Annotated in this window: 20 protein-coding genes and 2 pseudogenes; 11 read left to right on the forward strand and 11 right to left on the reverse strand. The window is 58.2% G+C overall.

What is annotated here, in order from left to right; genetic code table 11:
* Positions 1 to 25 precede the first annotated feature (25 nt).
* Positions 26 to 1162 (reverse strand): annotated as a pseudogene (locus tag NDJ10_RS15255) (diguanylate cyclase); the annotation flags it as partial.
* A 27-nt stretch (positions 1163 to 1189) separates the two neighbouring features.
* The gene (locus NDJ10_RS04115) at positions 1190 to 1993 is read right to left on the reverse strand and encodes a DUF2189 domain-containing protein (protein ID WP_296159890.1); all 804 of its coding nucleotides are present in this window, start codon (positions 1991 to 1993) and stop codon (positions 1190 to 1192) included.
* Between the two features lie 187 nt (positions 1994 to 2180).
* Here NDJ10_RS04115 and NDJ10_RS04120 point away from each other — a divergent pair, with 187 nt between their 5' ends.
* Positions 2181 to 2819: an excisionase family DNA-binding protein gene (locus NDJ10_RS04120; protein ID WP_296159891.1), complete on the forward strand. Its 639-nt coding sequence runs from the start codon at positions 2181 to 2183 to the stop codon at positions 2817 to 2819.
* A gap of 142 nt (positions 2820 to 2961) precedes the next feature.
* Positions 2962 to 3618, forward strand: a complete 657-nt coding sequence (locus NDJ10_RS04125; RefSeq protein WP_296159892.1) for a DsbA family oxidoreductase — start codon at positions 2962 to 2964, stop codon at positions 3616 to 3618.
* Positions 3619 to 3655: 37 nt separating this feature from the next.
* Here NDJ10_RS04125 and NDJ10_RS04130 read toward each other — a convergent pair whose 3' ends face one another.
* Entirely contained in the window at positions 3656 to 4216 is a 561-nt protein-coding gene (locus NDJ10_RS04130; RefSeq protein WP_296159893.1) for a polymer-forming cytoskeletal protein, read from the reverse strand.
* Between the two features lie 270 nt (positions 4217 to 4486).
* On the opposite strand from NDJ10_RS04130, the gene NDJ10_RS04135 reads away from it, so the two are divergent.
* The 5 genes from NDJ10_RS04135 to NDJ10_RS04155 all read left to right on the forward strand — a co-directional run bounded on the left by NDJ10_RS04135 (position 4487) and on the right by NDJ10_RS04155 (position 7079).
* A complete protein-coding gene (locus NDJ10_RS04135; protein ID WP_296159894.1) occupies positions 4487 to 4768 on the forward strand; it encodes a CopK family periplasmic copper-binding protein in 282 nt (93 codons plus the stop codon).
* 130 nt (positions 4769 to 4898) lie between these two features.
* The gene (locus tag NDJ10_RS04140; RefSeq protein WP_296159895.1) at positions 4899 to 5144 is read left to right on the forward strand and encodes a hypothetical protein; all 246 of its coding nucleotides are present in this window, start codon (positions 4899 to 4901) and stop codon (positions 5142 to 5144) included.
* A 45-nt stretch (positions 5145 to 5189) separates the two neighbouring features.
* The gene (locus NDJ10_RS04145; RefSeq protein WP_296159896.1) at positions 5190 to 5432 is read left to right on the forward strand and encodes a hypothetical protein; all 243 of its coding nucleotides are present in this window, start codon (positions 5190 to 5192) and stop codon (positions 5430 to 5432) included.
* Positions 5433 to 5592: 160 nt separating this feature from the next.
* A complete protein-coding gene (locus tag NDJ10_RS04150) occupies positions 5593 to 5787 on the forward strand; it encodes a hypothetical protein (RefSeq protein ID WP_296159898.1) in 195 nt (64 codons plus the stop codon).
* A complete protein-coding gene (locus NDJ10_RS04155) occupies positions 5784 to 7079 on the forward strand; it encodes an HD-GYP domain-containing protein (protein ID WP_296159899.1) in 1296 nt (431 codons plus the stop codon). Before NDJ10_RS04150 ends, NDJ10_RS04155 begins: the two co-directional genes overlap by 4 nt.
* A gap of 87 nt (positions 7080 to 7166) precedes the next feature.
* Here the strand turns inward: NDJ10_RS04155 and NDJ10_RS15260 are convergent.
* Positions 7167 to 7353, reverse strand: a pseudogene (locus NDJ10_RS15260) (CopK family periplasmic copper-binding protein); the annotation flags it as partial.
* A 232-nt stretch (positions 7354 to 7585) separates the two neighbouring features.
* On the opposite strand from NDJ10_RS15260, the gene NDJ10_RS04165 reads away from it, so the two are divergent.
* The gene (locus NDJ10_RS04165) at positions 7586 to 7873 is read left to right on the forward strand and encodes a CopK family periplasmic copper-binding protein (protein WP_296159901.1); all 288 of its coding nucleotides are present in this window, start codon (positions 7586 to 7588) and stop codon (positions 7871 to 7873) included.
* Positions 7874 to 7890: 17 nt separating this feature from the next.
* Here the strand turns inward: NDJ10_RS04165 and NDJ10_RS04170 are convergent, their stop codons facing one another.
* The 7 genes from NDJ10_RS04170 to NDJ10_RS04200 form a co-directional block, all read right to left on the reverse strand.
* Positions 7891 to 9300, reverse strand: coding sequence for a heavy metal sensor histidine kinase (locus NDJ10_RS04170; RefSeq protein ID WP_296159902.1), 1410 nt, complete (start codon positions 9298 to 9300; stop codon positions 7891 to 7893).
* Positions 9297 to 9983, reverse strand: coding sequence for a heavy metal response regulator transcription factor (locus NDJ10_RS04175; RefSeq protein ID WP_296159903.1), 687 nt, complete (start codon positions 9981 to 9983; stop codon positions 9297 to 9299). The genes NDJ10_RS04170 and NDJ10_RS04175 overlap by 4 nt, the downstream gene beginning before the upstream one ends.
* Positions 9984 to 10094: 111 nt before the next feature.
* A complete protein-coding gene (locus NDJ10_RS04180; RefSeq protein ID WP_363318685.1) occupies positions 10095 to 12407 on the reverse strand; it encodes a heavy metal translocating P-type ATPase in 2313 nt (770 codons plus the stop codon).
* A 13-nt stretch (positions 12408 to 12420) separates the two neighbouring features.
* The gene (locus NDJ10_RS04185) at positions 12421 to 13074 is read right to left on the reverse strand and encodes an isoprenylcysteine carboxylmethyltransferase family protein (protein WP_296159905.1); all 654 of its coding nucleotides are present in this window, start codon (positions 13072 to 13074) and stop codon (positions 12421 to 12423) included.
* Positions 13071 to 13352 carry a DUF2933 domain-containing protein gene (locus tag NDJ10_RS04190; protein ID WP_296159906.1) on the reverse strand — a complete coding sequence of 94 codons (282 nt, stop codon included), beginning with the start codon at positions 13350 to 13352 and terminating at the stop codon, positions 13071 to 13073. The genes NDJ10_RS04185 and NDJ10_RS04190 overlap by 4 nt, the downstream gene beginning before the upstream one ends.
* A 93-nt stretch (positions 13353 to 13445) precedes the next feature.
* Entirely contained in the window at positions 13446 to 13913 is a 468-nt protein-coding gene (locus NDJ10_RS04195) for a DUF411 domain-containing protein (RefSeq protein ID WP_296159907.1), read from the reverse strand.
* 465 nt (positions 13914 to 14378) lie between these two features.
* Positions 14379 to 15419, reverse strand: coding sequence for a porin (locus NDJ10_RS04200; protein ID WP_296159908.1), 1041 nt, complete (start codon positions 15417 to 15419; stop codon positions 14379 to 14381).
* 133 nt (positions 15420 to 15552) lie between these two features.
* Here NDJ10_RS04200 and NDJ10_RS04205 point away from each other — a divergent pair, with 133 nt between their 5' ends.
* The 3 genes from NDJ10_RS04205 (at position 15553) to NDJ10_RS04215 (ending at position 18689) form a co-directional block, all read left to right on the forward strand.
* Complete coding sequence (locus tag NDJ10_RS04205; RefSeq protein ID WP_296159909.1) at positions 15553 to 15954, forward strand: hypothetical protein; 402 nt, start codon at positions 15553 to 15555, stop codon at positions 15952 to 15954.
* 224 nt (positions 15955 to 16178) lie between these two features.
* Positions 16179 to 17285: a TolC family protein gene (locus NDJ10_RS04210; protein ID WP_296159910.1), complete on the forward strand. Its 1107-nt coding sequence runs from the start codon at positions 16179 to 16181 to the stop codon at positions 17283 to 17285.
* A 15-nt stretch (positions 17286 to 17300) separates the two neighbouring features.
* The gene (locus tag NDJ10_RS04215; RefSeq protein ID WP_296159911.1) at positions 17301 to 18689 is read left to right on the forward strand and encodes a copper oxidase; all 1389 of its coding nucleotides are present in this window, start codon (positions 17301 to 17303) and stop codon (positions 18687 to 18689) included.
* The last annotated feature ends 15 nt before the right edge of the window (positions 18690 to 18704 follow it).

The following is an 18704-nucleotide window of genomic DNA, read 5'->3' on the forward strand; positions in this document are numbered from 1 at the left end:
GGCTCAAGGGGGCAAAGACCTCGACCCGGTTACGGCCGTTCTGCTTGGCTAGGTACAGGGCCTGGTCTGCGGCGCTGATCATGTCATCGCATTGCGGGTCTTTGAGCTGACTTTGTCCGGCCACCCCCAGACTGATGGTGATGGCAATCGCCTGTCCGGAGGCTGACTGAAATGGGTTGCCCTCGATACCTTGCCTGAGGATTTCGGCCAGTTGCATCGCGCCTTGCAGATGGGTGTTGGGCAAAATAACCAGGAATTCTTCGCCCCCCAAACGCCCGGGCAGGTCTTGCGCCCGGGTTCGACCGGCAATCGCCTGGGCCATGTGCTTGAGCACCTCGTCACCCGTCAGGTGCCCGTAGGTGTCGTTGACCTGCTTGAAATAGTCAATGTCAATCATCAACAGCGCCAGCGGTTGGCCCTGACGTTTGGCCATGGCCAGCTGTTGTTCCAGCGATTCCAGCAAGGACCGCCTGTTGATCAGGCCGGTCAACTCGTCACGCATGGCGAGCTTGCGGTTGCGTTCGTCGGCACGCTCCTTGGCCATCAGGATCAGCCCCAGGCTGACCACCATCGTGCACATGGCCGAGGCCAAAAAAACAACACTTGGCACCCAATGCGAGGTCAGTATCGACTTGATTTCATTCCGGTACAGCACCACACCCACGCCCTGAAGCAGCATAAGGGCAATCAGCACCAAAAATCCGGTTGCCAGAAAATACTGGCCGACACCCGCGGTCTCCTTGCGTCTTTGCAGCACGATCAGCACCAAAATCAGACTCTGGACGACATAAATGAAAACGCCTGCGGCCACGCGCGCCAGGTACCAGGGCAACAAGACCGGAAACAGGATCGCTACCAGGACCACCGGTGACCAAAGCAGCCAGCGTGGTGGCCGCCGACGCTGAAACTGGCACACACCTTCGGTAAAGAGTGCAAAGACACACGAGAGCAGCACATTGCCCAGCACGACGGAGAGCCAGTCGCTGACCTGCCCGCGCATCGTGAAGAGCAGATAGGTGACGGTGTGCGCAAGCAGGCCCAGCGCCCAGTAACCCATGCCCTCGCGCAACTGCCTGCGGGCGGCAATGCCCAACACCATGGCCAGCGTGGCGCTCAAGGCCATGATGACCATGAAGAGAGTAGGAACGTGGGCGACCACCATGACGCCTCATGTTAGCCTATCGACAGCCTACAGCCAGCGCACAGAACCCCGATAAGCGTGCCAGGTGGCGTGCCCGAGCAATGGCCCCACCAGCACCAGACCCAGCGCCCATGGCAGCAGCAAGGCGCCAGTCACCAGGACCACAATCAGCACGCCCCACAGCAGCATGACGCCGGGCTGCGTCACCACCACTTCGATGCTGCCGATGGCCGCCGTGATGGCATCGGTGTCGCGGTCCAGGATCATCGGGATCGACACCACGGTGATGGCAAACACCAGTGCGGCAAAGGCGCCACCCACCAATGTGTAGGCCAGCACAAAATCCCAGTTGTCAGGATTGAACACGGCCTGCACCACTCCCACCGACGACGACATACCGGTGTTGAAAAACACCGCAATTACCACCAGCGAGGCCCGGCCCCACAACAACTCCAGCACAATCAACACCCCCACCAGCAGTCCCATGCTGCGCAGGTGGGCTTTCCAGCACGTCATGGAACTGGCAAAACCGGGCACCAGACCCAATTCACGGCGACGGCTCACTTCATAGAGTCCCATGGCCAGGAACGGGCCGACCAGCAGGCAACCCGAGGCAATCGTCATGGTGTACTCGGGACTGGCGCGGAACACAGCGCCCAGAATGAGCGCCATGCACCAGAACGACAGGCCGTAAAACAGGCTGATACCCGGATGTGCGGCCAGATCACGCCAGCCCTGCAGCAGCCAGCCAGGCGGTGCAGACCATGACAGTGCAATGACCTCCCTGGGCGGCGTCTCGGGCGGCGGCGGCACGTAAAGCGGAGGCGGAACTTCTGGCGGAAAATTACTCATGAAGGAAGCATAACGGGCCAGTATCCTTCCAGCTATTCAGGAAAACACCAGTGCTGCCGTGTTATTCCCGGCCACCCCTGCAATGGCAGGGAATAGCGAGAACCTCTCTCAATTCTCAATATTAGCTAAAATTAATCAAAATTCAATAATTAATGTAGAACATTAAGCTCAACAGGGAGTCTTCCTTATGCCATCCGTCACCATTGAAAAATCGTTTTGCACCACCCGGGAAGCCGCCAAGTTGCTGGGCGTGTCGGTGGGCACCGTGCAACTTTGGGTTGAAAGCGGCCTGCTGCGGGCCTGGAAGACTGCGGGTGGCCACCGCCGTGTGATGCGCGACTCGGTGGACCAATTGCTGCGCAAGGAACCGGCTCCCCCCCTGACGCCAGCGCTTGCCGAGCCCTTGCCCAACCAGCAACGTCCGCTCAAGATCATGGTGGTGGAAGACGATGCCGACCTGTTGCGCCTGTACCAGGCCAAACTGGCGCGCTGGCCCGTGGCGACCAAGGTCATCGGCATGTACAGCGCCATTGCCGCGCTGCTGGCCATCGGCCGGGGCGGCCCCGATTTGCTGATCACCGACCTGAACACCCCGGAAATAGATGGTTTCAGCATGCTGCGCATCCTGCACCACGCACCCGAACTCGCCCACACCACCATCGTTGCAGTGACCGGGCTGGATGAGGCAACCATCGCCGCGCGCGGCGGCCTGCCGCCCGACATTCAGGTCCTGGCAAAACCCATTCCCTTCGAGCGACTGCAAGACATTGCCACCGGTATCGCCAAACAAGGGCGCTTTTTACTCAATGCCCATGCCCCCGCATAGTTTGCGTTGACGACCAAGAAAAACTTGGCGCATAAGCACTCGGTAGGCGAACACACAGACAGGAATAAATTCTAAGTCGGGGCAGCGCGGCTTTTCGGCTTGCAGGACAATCCGGCTTTTACCGCCATGGCCCAGCCCAAACATGACCACTACGCTCAACATCGATTTTGTCTCCGACATCTCCTGCCCCTGGTGCGCCATCGGTCTGGCCGCATTGGAGCAGGCCCTCACCCACCTGCAGGGCGAAGTGGACGTGCAGATGCACCTGCAGCCTTTTGAGCTCAACCCGCAGTTGCCCGCCGGCGGCCAGGACATCAGCGAGCACCTGACGCAAAAATACGGCTCGACCGCGCAGCAGCAGGCGCAGATCCGCGACACCATCCGCCAGCGCGGCGCCGAGGTGGGTTTTGCCTTCAACCCGTCCGGACGCGGCCGCATCTACAACACCTTTGCGGCGCACCGCTTGCTGCACTGGGCCGGGCTTGAAGCACCCGATCGGCAGCTGGCCCTGAAAAAAGCCTTGCTGGTGGCCTGCCACAGCAACAGCCAGGCCATGGACTCGCCCGAGGTGCTGCTGGCCGCCGTGACCCAAGCCGGACTGGACGTGACACGCGCAAAGAACATTCTGGCCAGTGATGAATTCACGCAGGAGGTGCGTGCAGCCCAGGCGTTCTACGCCCGGCAAGGCATTCACTCGGTGCCGGCCGTCATCATCAACGACCGTCATCTGATCTCGGGTGGCCAGCCGGTTGCCGTGTTCAAACAGGCGCTGCGCCAGATTGCGGCAACGCAGGTTTAGGCCTATGACCGGGTGACGTTCACCCGCGCCTTTTTTCTTATCTGCCCGCCACGGTCAGGGTCGGCTTTTCCGCGTTGCCGGCGCGCGGGCCGGGCGTGGCGCCAAACTGAATATCGCCAGACAGTTGGCCACCCTCTTCAATGACCACTTTGCCATAACGGATCTTGCCCGTCACCTTGCCAGTCGCATAGATCACCAGCTTCTGGCGGACCGTCAAATTGCCGTCAAACTGGCCGTGAATCTCGGCAATGTCGATCTCGGCTGAGCCCTTGAAAGAACCTTGCTCCGCAATTTCCATCAAGCGCGAATCCATGGTGGCCTCGACCAGCCCCTCGACCACCAACGTGTCGCAGTCCGTGATCTCCACGCCTTTGAGCTTGATGTTGGGCCCGACGATGAGCTTGCTGCCGCCAACCGGTGCCGTCGCAGACGCAGCTGCAACTGTGCTGGCAGCCACGTTGGCAGGACTCGTCCCCTGCTGGGTCGCCGTGCCGCTGGATGCGCCATAACCGGCGCCTTGCGCCGGCAGGGGAACCACATGCCTGGCCGCAGCAAGCTCGGTTTCGCGTTTATTGAAGAAGTTCGGTGACATTGCCATTGGTTTCCTTTAAAAAAACATCATGCTATGCGCCATGACGCTCAAAGTCGCCACTGAAAATGCAAGTTCTGTAACAGGATGCGCGCCCTTTTCGCCTGGCAACCGGCTTCTTCGCGCTGCTGGAATTTGCACCTGTCGTTCTTGTAATCGCGTGGTCATGTGAGTGACGCCTTATGGTTTCTACATTAACACCAGTGACGCAGCAGTTGTGTCACCAGACTCCCAGGGAAATACCCGTCGGAGCTGTTATCTACACCAAGGAGTTTTATCATGTCCATTCGCCAATCCCTGATCGCTTTGAGTCTCGTTGCCACCGCGCTGTCCGCAGTCGCCGCCGGAGACGCCGACAAAGTGCAATCCATCCAGTTGAAAGACGGCACCACCGTGCACCAATACAAAGACGGCAAGATGGCCATGGAAGGCAAATACGGCAATGCCGTCTATATGCAAGAAGGCGTGAAAATGGAAACCACTGACGGCAAAACCATCACCATGTCGGGCAACGAGGTTGCGCGCTTGTTCCTGGAAAAGTACCAAGCCAACAGGCCCTGACCCTCTCGATGGGTGGCCTACGTCAGCATGTAATCACAAGTCACTTGGCTGACAGCGTCAATCGCCCAAACTGACGCTGTCCATGTGATTCTGACTTTGCAGATTCCCTCAAAACCCAGAAGCCAAGATCATGAAAATCTCTTCACTTATCGCTGCCGTACTATTTGCTGGTGCCGCACTGAGCGGTGCCACTTATGCTGACGACAAGATGGCAGCCCCGAAGGCTGCCGAAGCGCAGGCTGACAAGGCCAAGTCGCACTTCCATGTGCAGGAGAAAACCGGTGTGCCGCAAAGCATGCCGGCGGAGGCGAAGACGGACAAGCCGAATGCAGCCAAGGATAAGAGCAAGCATTTCCATCCGAGAGATGGGAAATAAACTTTGGGAAATGGGGCCCTGGTAACGGGGCCTTGTCACTTCCACATGGATATCCGAAAACCGGCAGAGCATGGCGATCGCTGCGTTTGTCAAACGCTGGCGCTAGCAGTTGGCTGCGACCCGAAGCGGTTGAGCTATAGCTTTTGCCTGAATGTGCTCCAGAAGCGCTGGGTTGTCGAATGCAACCATGGTTGCCAAGCAGAGTTGTCTGTGACGGACAGCGAATTGAAATGGCATGAGATCGGCCAGATTGACCCTGTGAAGGCTATTCTGATCATGAACGAATAGTTGGAAGCCGTGGCCGGCGCCTCGTCAGTCCCGCCCGCAGTGAACAGTTCTCCGCCTCCGGTACAAGGGGGGCACGAAGGGCATGGCACGCCATCTGGCAATGCCAATAATGCGTCATTTTCGGATGCACTGAATCAGGCGATCGCACAGCAAGTCGGGAATGCCGGGGCCGGACATGGTGCTCACGGAGGTCCGGGTGCAAGAACTGCGGGGCAAGGCGGCGGATGGCAATACGTTGGAAATGGATGCCGAGCGCCAGAAATTTTCCGAGAATTCGTTGATGTACCAGTTTTCACTGGATCGCGTCAGCGGACACTTCAAGCACTTCTTGGAACTCCTGCAGAACCTCAAATGAATCACTTTGCACTGCCTGATACTCCTTGCCGGTTACGTCTTGCTTTGGCCCTTCGGCTCGGTGTTGGTGCCGTGGTAATCGGGATATTGGCCGGTGGTATTGCCTACTGGGCGGCATCCTACGAAGCCGAGATACGCGTCAAGGAACTGGCGATTGCCGGCGTGCGTCACTTCGAGTCGCCAGCGATGCGATTGGCGGGGGAGCAGGACCTGGCCGATCATCAGGAACTTGTCCGGATCCTGCGTGACGAACTGGCAGGTATGCGGGTTTTTGGGGCTGACAGGCGCCTGCTTTTCGAGACCTGGAGCGCGCTCCCCGAGGCTGCACTCGCCTCGCTCCGGAGCGTCGTGCCTCTCTGGCCCAAACAAGGGGAAAGCCACACGCAGAGTTTTCTAATCGGATCAGACGAGTTGATTCAGGTCTTGCTACCCATGACCATCGAAAATGGCCGCCTGATTGGTTATATTGAAGGAATTAGCCGAATATCGGAAAAGGAGATCGAGGCGAGACGACGATCAATACGGCATGTGGCACTGGCAGCAAGTTTGTCGGTGCCGGTAGCGGCATTATTGTTGTACCCGCTTATGCTGGCCATGCTGCGGCGTTCCAATTTCCTGTCGCGGCAGCTGCTTGATGCCAACTTGTCGCTGATTCGTTCGCTGGGGAATGCAATTGCCAAGCGTGATGCCGACACCGACGCGCACAATTATCGGGTCACCCTGTTTTCGGTGGCTGTTGCTGAGGCCTTGAACGTTCCGACGGAGACGATTTCCAACTTGGTGTTGGGCGCTTTTTTACATGATGTCGGCAAGATTGGGATTCCCGATCGAATCCTGCGCAAACCGGGTAAATTGGATCAGGATGAGTTCAAGGTCATGCAGACCCACGCTGTGCTTGGTGTGGAGATCGTTGCCGGCAATCCTTGGCTGATCGGTGCCGAACAAACGATCCGCCACCACCATGAGCATTTTGATGGCAGCGGCTACCCGGATGGACTATCCGGGACAAATATTCCGTTGACAGCCAGAATTTTTGCACTGGCCGACGTATTCGATGCGCTGACTTCGGTACGCCCTTACAAAAAAGCAATCTCACTGGAAGAAACACTGCTCATCATGGAGCGTGAAAGCGGTACTCATTTCGACCCAGCAATATTTGCAACATTCTTTGAGCTTGCGCCTGGCCTATATGCAATGAGCCGTACTTGGGAAAGCGATCAGTGGGCGGCCGAATTGAACTCAGTCGTCAAACGGTACTTCAAAACGGAAACGGCTCCCGAAGGAGCCGCCTGAACATTGGGTGCAATGATATCAACCGCGATGGCCTTGATGCAGAAGGTTATCGAGGCGCATCACTTCATCACCATGCATGATGATCTTCTGACCGTCCTTGGTTTCCATCACAGTGTCTTTTTCCATCCTTGAAGATGTAAACCGTCGAGTCATCCTTCAATTCGATGACCTGCTGACGGCGGTTGTCAAGGTAGTTGTCGCGTAAAGGTGATGGAGCAAATTTTTTGAGGTGTTCAAGGTCCTTGGTCCTTGGTTTGTCGGGATTGAGTTCCACGCGCTCGACATGGCGCCAATCGCGGGTCAGTCTGGACCAGCGGCGCGCCGTTTCCGCCTGGTAAATGGCTTCTTCGCGCTGCTGGAATTTGCACCTGTCATTCTTGTAATCGCGTGGTCATGTGAGTGACGCCTTGTGGTTTTTACATTAACACCAGTGACGCAGCATTTGTGTCACCGGCCCCCAGGGGAAATGCCCGTCGGAGCTGTTATCCACACATAGGAGTTTTATCATGTCTATTCGCAAATCGCTGATCGCCTTGGGTCTTGTTGCCACCGCGCTGTCCGCAGTCGCCGCTGGAGCCGGAGACGCCGACAGAGTGCAATCCATCCAGTTGAAGGACGGCACCACCATGCACCACTACAAAGACGGCAAGATGGCCATGGAAGACAAAAACGGCAAGATTGTCTACATGAAAGAGGGTGTGAAAATGGAAACCACTGACGGCAAAACCATCACCATGACGGGCAACGAGGTCGCGCGCTTGTACATGGAAAAGTACCAAGCCAACAGGCCCTGACCCTCTCGATGGGTGAACTACGTCAGCATGGGGGTAGCGGGCAGTTTGATGGTGAATGTTGTGACCGCACCAGCAGAAGTTGCCGCGATGGTGCCCCCATGCCCCAGGATGATGGACTTGGCAATGGCCAGGCCCAAGCCCGTGCCGTCACCGTGTTGGCGTGCCGGGTCAACCCGGAAGAAGCGGTCAAAAATGCGCTCCAGAAATTCGGGCGCAATGGTGTCGCCCACATTTTCCACCATCACCGTTAGCGCGTCGGAGGCCTGGCCCAACGTCACCCGGACACAGCTGTCCGGGTTGGCGTGGCGTATGGCATTGGACAGCAGGTTGCCCAGCGCCCGGCGCAGCATCAGACGATCGGCCAGCACCGACACAGCGCCCGTGGCGCTCAGACTGAGCTGCAAATTTTTCTCGTCGGCCACGGCTTCGTAATAATCAAACAAGGCACGCACTTCCTTGGCCAGGTCAACGGTCTCCCGGCTCGGCACCACCAGACCATTCTCGGCCTTGGCCAGCAGCAACATGTCAGAAATCATGCGCGCCATGCGATCCAGTTCTTCCGCATTTGATTCGAGCACACTGCAGTATTCGGCGACATCACGCGGGCGCGACAAGACCACCTGGGTTTGCGTCATCAGATTGCTCACCGGGGTGCGCAGCTCGTGCGCGATGTCGCTTGAAAAATCAGACAGGCGCGTGAAGGCTTCATCGAGTCGCGCCAGCATGTCATTGAGCGACTGCGCCAACTCAGCCAACTCCACCGGCATATGCTGCACTGGCAGACGATGACTGAGTTGCTGCGCCGTCACCACCTGGGCCTGCTCGCGCATCGTGCGCAAGGGCATCAGCCCCCGGCGCACCGCAGCCCAGCCCAGCACACCAGTCACCGCGACGGCCGCTGCCACAAACAACCACAGTGTTTTAAGGAACGCGCTCAAGTAAGCCGTGTGCTGCGCAATGTCAGTTGCCACCGCAACGTACACATTGACCGCAAGGCCGTTGCGGTCCAGCATGGCCGTCGGAATTTGCGCCGCCAACCCACGGTACGTCTGGCTGCCCTGCTCCCATAAGTCGGGCCGACCATGTGCCAGCCTGGCCAGGGAGACCACCACTTCGGGACTGAAGTTGGCGTTGCCAGTCGCAAAAACAACCGAATGATCCGCATCAATCACCATCACTTCCAGCCCTGGATGACCCACCAATGACTGTGCCAATTGGTGCGTGAACTGCGTTAAGCCCTCGTGTGAAGTCACGGTATGGAGGGCCTGCCGGGTCAACTCCATCTTGCCGGAGAGCACCTCCATGTCAAGGTCTTCAAAGTGTTGCTCAACCGAGGCGGCGATGACAAAACCAAGCACCAGCAGCACCGACGATGCCGCTGAGACAAACATCAGCGTCAAGCGCTGCGTCAAGGAGATCCGGTTCATGTTGCGCAAGTGGGATCCTCCAGCACGTAGCCCATGCCGCGCACAGTCCGAATCAGTTTGGGCTCGAACATGTCGTCTACCTTGGCGCGCAGCCGGCGCATGGCGACTTCAATAACGTTGGTGTCGGAATCAAAGTTCATGTCCCACACCTGCGAGGCAATCAGTGAACGCGGCAGCACCTCGCCCTGGCGCCGCAGCAGCAGCTCCAGCAGGGCAAATTCCTTGGCGGTCAGGTCGATGCGCTGGCCGGCGCGGCTGACACGCCGGCGCAGCAAGTCCAGCTCCAGATTGGCCGCGCGCAAAAAGGGGTCGGTCGGCGCTTTGCCACCCCGGCGCAACAGCGTGCGCACGCGTGCCAGCAGCTCGGAAAAGGCAAAGGGTTTGAGCAAATAGTCATCGGCACCCAGTTCCAGTCCCTTGACGCGGTCGTCCACCGCATCGCGGGCGGTCAAAAACATGACGGGTAGGTCTTTGCCGGAGCGGCGAATGCCGGCCAGCACCCCCCAGCCATCGATGCCGGGCAGCATCACATCCAGAATGGCCAGATCGTAGTTTTCAGTCAAGGCAAAATGGAGTCCGTCGACACCATCACGGGCCAGATCGACCATGAACCCGGCCTCGGTCAGACCTTGTTTCAGGTAGTCACCGGTTTTGAGTTCGTCCTCGACGATGAGGATTTTCATGACAGTTTTTCTTTCTGGATCAAGCTTTGCTTATTCTGCCCGGATGCAGGCCAAATAAGCAAAGAGGGAAAAAATAAGCGGCGGCAGGATCAGCATTTTCAGCACGGCCATTCAGCGCAGCCGCAGCGCGTTGCCAATCACCGAAGCTGAGCTGAAACTCATAGCCAGCGCCGCAATCAACGGGGACAGCAGCCAGCCCGTGAGCGGGTACAACACGCCGGCGGCAATCGGAATCCCCAGAGCGTTGTACAAAAAGGCAAAGACCAGGTTTTGCTTCATGTTCCTGACCGTCGCGTGCGACAGCAGGATCGCCGCGCTGATGCCACGCAAATCACCCTTGATCAGCGTCACCTGGGCGCTGTTCATGGCCACATCGGTGCCGGTACCCATGGCAATACCGACATTGGCTTTGGCCAGCGCCGGGGCATCGTTGATGCCATCGCCTGCCATGGCGACAACGCGACCCTCATTTTGCAGCCGCGTGACCAGCGCCAGTTTGTCGGCGGGTTTGACTTCACCGCGCACTTCGTTAATGCCCAATTGCTTCGCCACCGCTTTGGCGGTGGTCAGGCCATCGCCGGTTGCCATGATGATGCGCATGCCGGCTTTTTTGAGTGCCGCCAACGCCTCCGGCGTGCTCGCTTTGACCGGATCAGAAACGGTCACCAGTCCCAGCAGTTGCCCTGCGCTTGCCAGATACATCACGCTGGCACCTTCGGCGCGCAAGGCTTCTGCCCTGGCGACCAACGGGGCCAACACGACGCCTTCTTGTTGCATCAACGTGGTGTTGCCCAGTGCCAGCGGCATACCGCCAATGTGACCGCGCACGCCGATGCCTGAACCCGACTCGAAAGCTTCGGCTTTTTCCAGGGTCAGCCCGCGTTCCCGGGCGGCACGCACCAGAGCCTCGGCCAGCGGGTGTTCGCTGCCCTGGTCCAGGCTGGCAGCCAGGCGCAGCACCTCGTCGGCATCGCCGCCGGGCGCAGGAACGGCGCAGTTAAAGGCTGGTTTGCCTTCCGTCAGCGTGCCGGTCTTGTCCACAATCAGCGTGTCCACCTTGCGCAGATTCTCAATCGCGGCGGCATCGCGAAACAGCACCCCTTGCGCGGCGCCCTTGCCGGTGGCCACCATGATCGACATGGGTGTCGCCAGCCCAAGGGCGCAGGGGCAGGCAATGATCAGCACCGCCACGGCATTGATCAGGCCAAAAACCCAGGAGGGCTCCGGACCCCACCAACCCCAGGCGAAAAAGGTCAGCACCGCGATGGCCACCACGGTGACGACAAAGTAGCCTGCCACCACGTCGGCCATGCGCTGCATGGGCGCGCGGGAGCGCTGCGCCTGCGCCACCATTTGCACGATTTGCGACAACATGGTGGCCGCGCCCACGCGCTCCGAGCGCATCACCAGGGCGCCGCTGGTGTTCATGGTGGCCCCAATCACCTTGTCGCCGACGCGCTTGGTCACAGGCATCGGCTCACCCGTGAGCATGGACTCGTCCACGGCACTGCTGCCTTCGATGACCTCGCCGTCCACCGGCACCTTTTCACCCGGGCGCACGCGCAAACTGTCGCCCACATGCACACTGGACAAGGGCACATCCTCTTCGCCGCCGTCGGCGCGGATGCGCCGGGCGGTCTTGGGTGCTAGACCCAGCAAGGATTTGATCGCAGCCGAGGTTTGCGAGCGCGCCTTGAGTTCAAGCATCTGGCCCATCAGGGTCAGTGAAATGATCACGGCCGCCGCCTCGAAGTACACCGCGACGCGCCCCATCGAGATAAAAGAGTCCGGAAAGACCTGGGGTGCCAGCGCCGCCACCACGCTGTAGCCATAGGCGGCACCCGTGCCCAGCCCAATCAGGGTCCACATGTTGGGGCTGCGGTTCAGCACCGACTGCCAGCCACGCACAAAAAACGGCCACCCCGCCCATAACACGATGGGGCTTGCCAACACCAGTTCCAGCCAACTCTGTTGCGTCACGCTCAGCCATGACTGGCGGTGGCCAGCCATGGCCAGGACAAAAACCACCACGGTCAACGGAAGTGAGTACCAAAAACGGCGCTGGAAATCGCGCAATTCCGTGTTGTCGTCCTCATCCAGCGTCGGCAACACCGACTCCAGCGCCATGCCACATTTCGGACAATTCCCCGGGTGATTCTGCCGCACTTCGGGGTGCATCGGGCAGGTGTACACGGTGCCGGACGTACTGGCCAGCTGCGCTTCGGGCGCTACCGCAGGGGCTGCAGGAACCGCAGGCGCTGCAAGGGCCAGGTATTGCCCCGGATTGGCAGCAAATTTGTGCTGGCAGTTGGCACTGCAAAAATAATACGTTCGACCCTCATGCTGCAGCGTGTGTCCGGACGATTCGGTAACAGTCATGCCGCACACCGGATCAGTCAATGGCAGGGGCGTGGTGTGGTTCATGGCATGCCCTGGATCAATTCGGTGCCGCATCCGGACGCGACAAGCTGGGTATAAAACGGGGTGTCACGCTGGCATAACGCGCATACGTCTGGCCAAACAGGGCGCGCATGTCGGCTTCTTCAGTCCGTGCCAATCGGCCGTACATGACCAGCAGGACAGGGAACATGAGCAGCGTCAGCAGCGTAGGCCATTGCAGCAAGAAACCCAGCAGGATCATCACGAAAGCCACGTACTGCGGGTGGCGTATGCGCGCATACGGCCCGGTTGTGGCCAGCGTTTTGCTGCGTTGGGCGTGGTACAAAACCCGCCACGCGTTGGACAACAAAATGAACCCGAAGGCCAGAAAGATGTAGCTGGCGATGTGCAAAATACCAAAGTGCGGGTCACCTTTTTCACCGAGCAGGGTGGACCACAAGTGTCCCGAGTCATGGCTCAGGATATCGAGTCCGGGATAGTTGGTTTGCAGCCATCCCGACAGCAGGTAAATGGTGAGGGGGAAACCGTACATCTCCACAAAAAGCGCCACGATGAAGGCGGAAAACGCCCCGAACGTTCGCCAGTCCCGCGCGGTGGCCGGTTTGAAAAAACTGTAGGCGAACATGATGAAAATGGCCGAGTTCAACACCACCAGCACCCACAAGCCATAAGCAGACGGGTCCTGGTTCATGGCGGCTCTCCTGGCTTGGCTGGCGGTGTTGGCGCTGCGCCATCACCCGGCGGGTGCTTATGTCCATCATGACCGTGGTGCATGAACAAATGCATCAGGGGGCAAGCGGCCAGCAGCAGATAAGGCAACGCACCCAAGGTGTGCACCAGGTGCTCGGTCAACAAAAAGTAGCTGGCAACGGCACCCATGACGACCACGCCTATGGCGTAGCGCGAACGCCAAAAACCAGGCTCCCTGGTGGGCTCCACAGGGGTCGTATTGGTGGAAGGAAATCTCATTTTTCAATCGGGCCTGGCAGCCGGTCCATCATCATTTGCATTAAAGTGACGTGTTTGCATGATTAAATTCCTTTAAGAAATTTTGTAGGTCTGTCAGGCATATTTTTGATAGACGGAGGTGCTGCCATCGCGCCGGACCAGAAGCACTTGATAAGGATCTTTGCGGCCTTTGTAGATCGGCCCATCCATGCCCGGCGAGCCCACTTTCATGCCCGGCACGGTCAAGCCAATGGCATCCGGTTTCTCCCGCAGCAAACGGTGTATCTCGCGGGCCGGTACATGGCCTTCAACCACGTAACCGGCAACGCGGGCGGTGTGGCATGACCCGAGCTGGGTCGAGAGCCCCATTTGTGCCCGCATACCGTTATTGCCAGTTTCAAAAACCTGCACCGAAAACCCGGCCTTTTTCATCACGGCGATCCAGTCTTTGCAGCAGCCGCAACTGGGGTCTTTCCAGACCTCCATTTTTATGCCTTGCGGCGCGGCTGCCATGGCTGCGAGTGGCAGCATGAGGGCGCCCATGAGCCAAAAGCGGCGGGTTGTGGTGGTGACCGTATCCATTTTTGAATCCTAGCTAATTGCTGTGAAGGTGTATGAAGTGTCGAGCCAGGTCGTCGTCCATGACATGACGGCCACATTACTTTCTTGTCATTTGGTGCGAGAACGTGGACGCGGCCAGGCTTTGCGGTTCGCCACATGGGGCATTCCCAAGGGGCGCCAGGTGCCATATGTCGCGTTGACATGGTGGGGTGCATGTCGGGATGCAGTTCATTGCACATCACATCTTGCTTTCCGACCGGATAGGTGCCAGATCGGATGGCCTCGGCCAGTTCTGACGCAACCTGCGCGCGCGTCTTGGCGGCGCGGACTCCTGTTGCAGGGAATTGCGCAGGATAGAGATCGCGCATGTTGCGTCCCTGATCGCCCACAACAGGCGTCGTGCCTGTACGAGTGTCCAAAAAAAACCCTGCACCGGCGGACAGCCTGGCAGGGTCTAAAACGCTTAACCTTGGAGCCAGCGGAAAATCAGAACAGGTGAACAACACCCGCAATAAGCCTGTTTGCCACATCGGTGCTGATCGCGCCAACGACACCCTTTTCGATCGATGTCCGGTCATAGGATGTGTACAGGTAAGTACGTTTGGACAGGTCGTAAGTGGCGAGCAAGTTGTACCCACTGCCATTCAAATCGAAGCCTGCAGCGCTGGTGTTGGAATCAGCGTAGCCAAAATAGACTTTGACGGCAGAACCCACCGGCACAGTGACACCCAGGTTGTATTCCTTGTCATCGCGACCGGTATCGTTGGACACTTTTTGGTAACCGGCATTGACCCTGGCCATACCAAAGTCATAGGTGCCGCCAATCATGTTGTATTTGTTTTTGTCTTGAGGTGCGCCAACCGTATTTTGAGCCAGTTTTTCCTCATGGTAGCCATAGCCCAGCAAAACTGGACCCGCTTTGTAGATCACATTCAAGCTGTAGGTGTTGGTTGCACTGCCGCCAAGGTTACCGGGTGCTTGATCATTTTCACCCAGCCCAGCTAAAGCCGAAACGGAGACCCCGCTGAACTCGGGCGAGGTATACCGAATTGAATTGCTGATATAGGTAATGCCTTGTTTGATACCAAGCCCATATACTTTTTCAGAGGGCGAAGTGTTGCCGTTGTTGATGCTTTCAACTACCCCAAACAAATCGTAATAAGGCGTGTATTGACGACCCAAAATCACGTTTCCGAAGCCGCCCGACAGGCCAACGGATGCCGTGCGTGCAAATAGGCCGGCTGTGGCACCTGCACCGCTGTCAAGGTCAAAGGCGGACATGAGGTTGAAATTGGCCTTCAACCCGCCGCCCAGGTCTTCCGTGCCCTTCAAGCCCCAGTAAGTGGTTCTGAAAGTCGAAGAGTTCACCACGGTTTTTGATTGGGATGCCACAGGTGCGGCGCCAGTCGTCTCAGTGGTGGTGCGACCAAAGCCAGCGTCAAGACGACCATACAAGGTCACCGACGATTGAGCCATGGCAGTGCCAGACGCGGCCAGGACGGCCAAAGTAAGGAGAGATTTTTTCATTTCAATGTTTCTGTAGGTTATAGAGAAGGGGTTCATTCACCGAATTGACTTCTAATCAGCTTGGAGATCGGTGACGCAACTGGCAACAGCGACATCACTGAGGACAATGTAGAAATCAAAGCTTGACAAACGCATGACCGGAAAATTACAAGAAAGTCTGCATTTCGACAGCTTTAACAGGCTGCTGAAATACCTTCCAGAATGGGCTGACAGACGCCTGCTTTTCGAGACCTGGAGCGCGCTCCCCGAGGCTGCACTCGCCTCGCTCCGGAGCGTCGTGCCTCTCTGGCCCAAACAAGGGGAAAGCCACACGCAGAGTTTTCGGATCGGATCAGACGAGTTGATTCAGGTCTTGCTACCCATGACCATCGAAAATGGCCGCCTGATTGGTTATGTTGAAGGGATTAGCCGAATATCGGAAAAGGAGATCGAGGCGAGACGACGATCAATACGGCATGTGGCACTGGCAGCAAGTGAAGTGTGCGACCGGGGTGTCGACTGCGACATGATCGCTACATTACTTTTTGTCACTTGATTTCGACCGAACCAATGGACTCGATCTTTTCATAGCGCCGTCGCGGTGAGGACAGGTGTGGCTCGCGCTACTTTGAAACGTTCGACGGCTACGTTTACAGATCAATTTCGGCGTTTGCCGCACTTTTAAAAGATGACAGTTTTGTAATTTACGAGACATCCGGCTGATACCGATACACCGGCACAATAAAACTTGTTTGATCTAAATCAAAAGGAAGTTAAATAGTGCCTCTCAAACTTAAACCAAAACCCGTGTGGCCGGTCATTTTATTTGGCCTCGTGTCGATCCCATTGGCATGGTCTGCCCAAACCATCCCGCCCGGCGCAGAGGAAGACTGGCGAAAGGCAAACGAGGCAGTTGGACAGCTCAAACGAGGTCATGCGGACGCGCTCAAATGGGAGCAGGCAAACGTGTCGCCCCCAGTAATCCAAAGCCAGGTGCCAGTCGGACTGAAACTGCTGACGATTGAAGATGTGACTCGTCAGGCTTGGCGGGCTCACCGCGATATGGTTCATCCGTTGTCCCGCCTCGGCACGGCCAATGTGACATTGATGGCAACAGGTCGCTGGACGGAAATTGATCCCCGTCTGCAGCGCCGGGTGGATGGCATGGACGAGATGCTGGAAGTGGCCGCGCAAGCGCGCAAAGCATGGTTGCAAGCGGTTGCCTCACGCCAGGCGCTGACGCAGTACCGCGCAGCTTTGGACGCGGCCGAAGCTGCGAGCGAGTTGGGTCGGCGTATGGTGAACGTGGGCAATTGGAGCAAACTGAAGCAAACCCAGGTGCAACTGGTGCAATCAGCTGCCCAAATGAACTTGTTGCGCGCGCAGTACGCGGCAGACCAGGCGCAGGCCAGCTTAATCAAGACTCTTGGTTTAAGAGGTCAATATACCCACGTGACGCTACCCGATGCGCTGCCCGATGTACCCCGACAGCTTGTCCCCATCGGGGAATGGCAGCAACAAGCATTGGCCATACAGGCCCAACTGCCAGATGTTGAAAGTATGCGCTATCAAGCCAATTTCGACCTGGCGCTGGCGGCTTATCAAACCAGCCACGCGCTGGTCAAGGGCACGCGGGATGAGGTGCTCAAGGTGCGCGAATTCATCAGCGAAGAAACGGTCCTGCACTACAACGGGATGCTCAGCAGTGTTTGGGATCTGCTGGATGAGTCTCGCAATCAGTCACAGGCCGTGATTGATGCCATAGCTTCCCAGCGTGACTTCTGGATCGCCGAGACCGACTTGCAATGGGTGCTGCAAGGTGGCGAACCCGACAGTTTTGTATCTCTGGGCGGTGGCAGTGAAGCTGCCGCGGCGGCTGCGCACTAACAGGAACGCATGAACATGAATCTCAACTCACGCAGACAATTTTTTGCCGGAGCTGCCGCCTCAGTGGCTGGCCTGGTCGTGGCGCGCTCGGCGCTGGCCGGCCTGCCCGAGGCGGTCATCCAGACCTCGGTGGCAACGGCACCGCCGCTGGTCCCGACCACGGGCCGACTCTATAACCCGGTCGTCACGCTCAACGGCTGGACCTTGCCCTGGCGCATGAACAACGGCGTCAAGGAATTCCACCTGGTGGCCGAACCGGTGGTGCGCGAAGTGTCACCGGGCTTCAAGGTCAACATGTGGGGCTACAACGGGCAAAGCCCGGGACCCACGATCGAGGTCGTTGAAGGCGATCGCGTTCGCATCTTCGTCACCAACAAGCTGCCCGAGCACACCACCATTCATTGGCATGGCCAGCGCCTGCCCAACGGCATGGACGGTGTTGGCGGCCTGAACCAACCCGCCATTCCTGTGGGCAAGACCTTTGTCTATGAGTTCGAGGCGCGCCGCCCAGGCACCTTCATGTACCACCCGCATGCCGACGAAATGGTGCAAATGGCCATGGGCATGATGGGCATGTGGGTGACCCACCCCAAGGCCAGGCACCCCCACATCAGCGAGGTGGACCGGGATTTCTGCTTTTTGCTCAACGCGTTTGACGTGGAACCTGGCAGCAAAACGCCCAAGATCAACACCATGACCGACTTCAACATCTGGTGCTGGAACAGCCGCGTTTTCCCGGCCATCGACACCCTGAATGTGCGGCTGAACGACCGTGTGCGCATCCGGGTCGGCAACCTCACCATGACCAACCACCCGATCCACCTGCACGGGCACGAGTTTCTGGTCACCGGCACCGACGGTGGCCCGACACCGCCCAACACCCGCTGGTATGAGGTCACGACCGACGTGGCGGTGGGGCAGATGCGGCAAATTGAACTGGTTGCCGACGAAGAGGGTGACTGGGCCATGCATTGCCACAAGAGCCACCACACCATGAACGCCATGGGCCATGATGTACCGACCATGATCGGCGTGGATCACCGCGGCCTGGTCGGGAAAATCCAGAAGGTCGCGCCCGACTACATGCTGATGGGCGAACGCGGCATGGCCGACATGGGCGACATGCAGATGCCCATCCCTGACAACACGGCGCCCATGATGACCGGCACTGGCCAATTTGGCCCACTGGAAATGGGCGGCATGTTCACCGTGTTCAAGGTGCGCAAAGACCAGAAACCGGGGGATTACAGCGACCCCGGACCCTACAAGTTTCCAGCCGGCACCGTGGCTTATGAATGGCATGGCGCCCTACCCCAGACCACGCGTCCAACGGGCAGCACCGGGACTGCGCCTGTCGCAGCAAGCGCCATCAAGCCCAGTGGCAAAGGAGGCATGTCACACTGACTGAAAAACACTGTT

The sequence above is a fragment of the Rhodoferax sp. genome, assembly GCF_023700745.1.
Taxonomy (GTDB): Bacteria; Pseudomonadota; Gammaproteobacteria; order Burkholderiales; family Burkholderiaceae_C; genus Rhodoferax.

Excerpts from the sequence above, each read along its gene's own strand:
- NDJ10_RS04170 (WP_296159902.1), bottom strand. The coding sequence starts at position 9,300 with ATGAACCGGATCTCCTTGACGCAGCGCTTGACGCTGATGTTTGTCTCA.
- NDJ10_RS04155 (WP_296159899.1), top strand. The coding sequence starts at position 5,784 with ATGAATCACTTTGCACTGCCTGATACTCCTTGCCGGTTACGTCTTGCT.
- NDJ10_RS04145 (WP_296159896.1), top strand. The coding sequence starts at position 5,190 with ATGGATATCCGAAAACCGGCAGAGCATGGCGATCGCTGCGTTTGTCAA.
- NDJ10_RS04205 (WP_296159909.1), top strand. The coding sequence starts at position 15,553 with ATGACCGGAAAATTACAAGAAAGTCTGCATTTCGACAGCTTTAACAGG.
- NDJ10_RS04190 (WP_296159906.1), bottom strand. The coding sequence starts at position 13,352 with ATGAGATTTCCTTCCACCAATACGACCCCTGTGGAGCCCACCAGGGAG.
- NDJ10_RS04200 (WP_296159908.1), bottom strand. The coding sequence starts at position 15,419 with ATGAAAAAATCTCTCCTTACTTTGGCCGTCCTGGCCGCGTCTGGCACT.
- NDJ10_RS04150 (WP_296159898.1), top strand. The coding sequence starts at position 5,593 with ATGCCGGGGCCGGACATGGTGCTCACGGAGGTCCGGGTGCAAGAACTG.
- NDJ10_RS04125 (WP_296159892.1), top strand. The coding sequence starts at position 2,962 with ATGACCACTACGCTCAACATCGATTTTGTCTCCGACATCTCCTGCCCC.
- NDJ10_RS04120 (WP_296159891.1), top strand. The coding sequence starts at position 2,181 with ATGCCATCCGTCACCATTGAAAAATCGTTTTGCACCACCCGGGAAGCC.
- NDJ10_RS04180 (WP_363318685.1), bottom strand. The coding sequence starts at position 12,407 with ATGAACCACACCACGCCCCTGCCATTGACTGATCCGGTGTGCGGCATG.
- NDJ10_RS04185 (WP_296159905.1), bottom strand. The coding sequence starts at position 13,074 with ATGAACCAGGACCCGTCTGCTTATGGCTTGTGGGTGCTGGTGGTGTTG.
- NDJ10_RS04175 (WP_296159903.1), bottom strand. The coding sequence starts at position 9,983 with ATGAAAATCCTCATCGTCGAGGACGAACTCAAAACCGGTGACTACCTG.
- NDJ10_RS04165 (WP_296159901.1), top strand. The coding sequence starts at position 7,586 with ATGTCTATTCGCAAATCGCTGATCGCCTTGGGTCTTGTTGCCACCGCG.
- NDJ10_RS04215 (WP_296159911.1), top strand. The coding sequence starts at position 17,301 with ATGAATCTCAACTCACGCAGACAATTTTTTGCCGGAGCTGCCGCCTCA.
- NDJ10_RS04115 (WP_296159890.1), bottom strand. The coding sequence starts at position 1,993 with ATGAGTAATTTTCCGCCAGAAGTTCCGCCTCCGCTTTACGTGCCGCCG.
- NDJ10_RS04195 (WP_296159907.1), bottom strand. The coding sequence starts at position 13,913 with ATGGATACGGTCACCACCACAACCCGCCGCTTTTGGCTCATGGGCGCC.
- NDJ10_RS04130 (WP_296159893.1), bottom strand. The coding sequence starts at position 4,216 with ATGGCAATGTCACCGAACTTCTTCAATAAACGCGAAACCGAGCTTGCT.
- NDJ10_RS04140 (WP_296159895.1), top strand. The coding sequence starts at position 4,899 with ATGAAAATCTCTTCACTTATCGCTGCCGTACTATTTGCTGGTGCCGCA.
- NDJ10_RS04135 (WP_296159894.1), top strand. The coding sequence starts at position 4,487 with ATGTCCATTCGCCAATCCCTGATCGCTTTGAGTCTCGTTGCCACCGCG.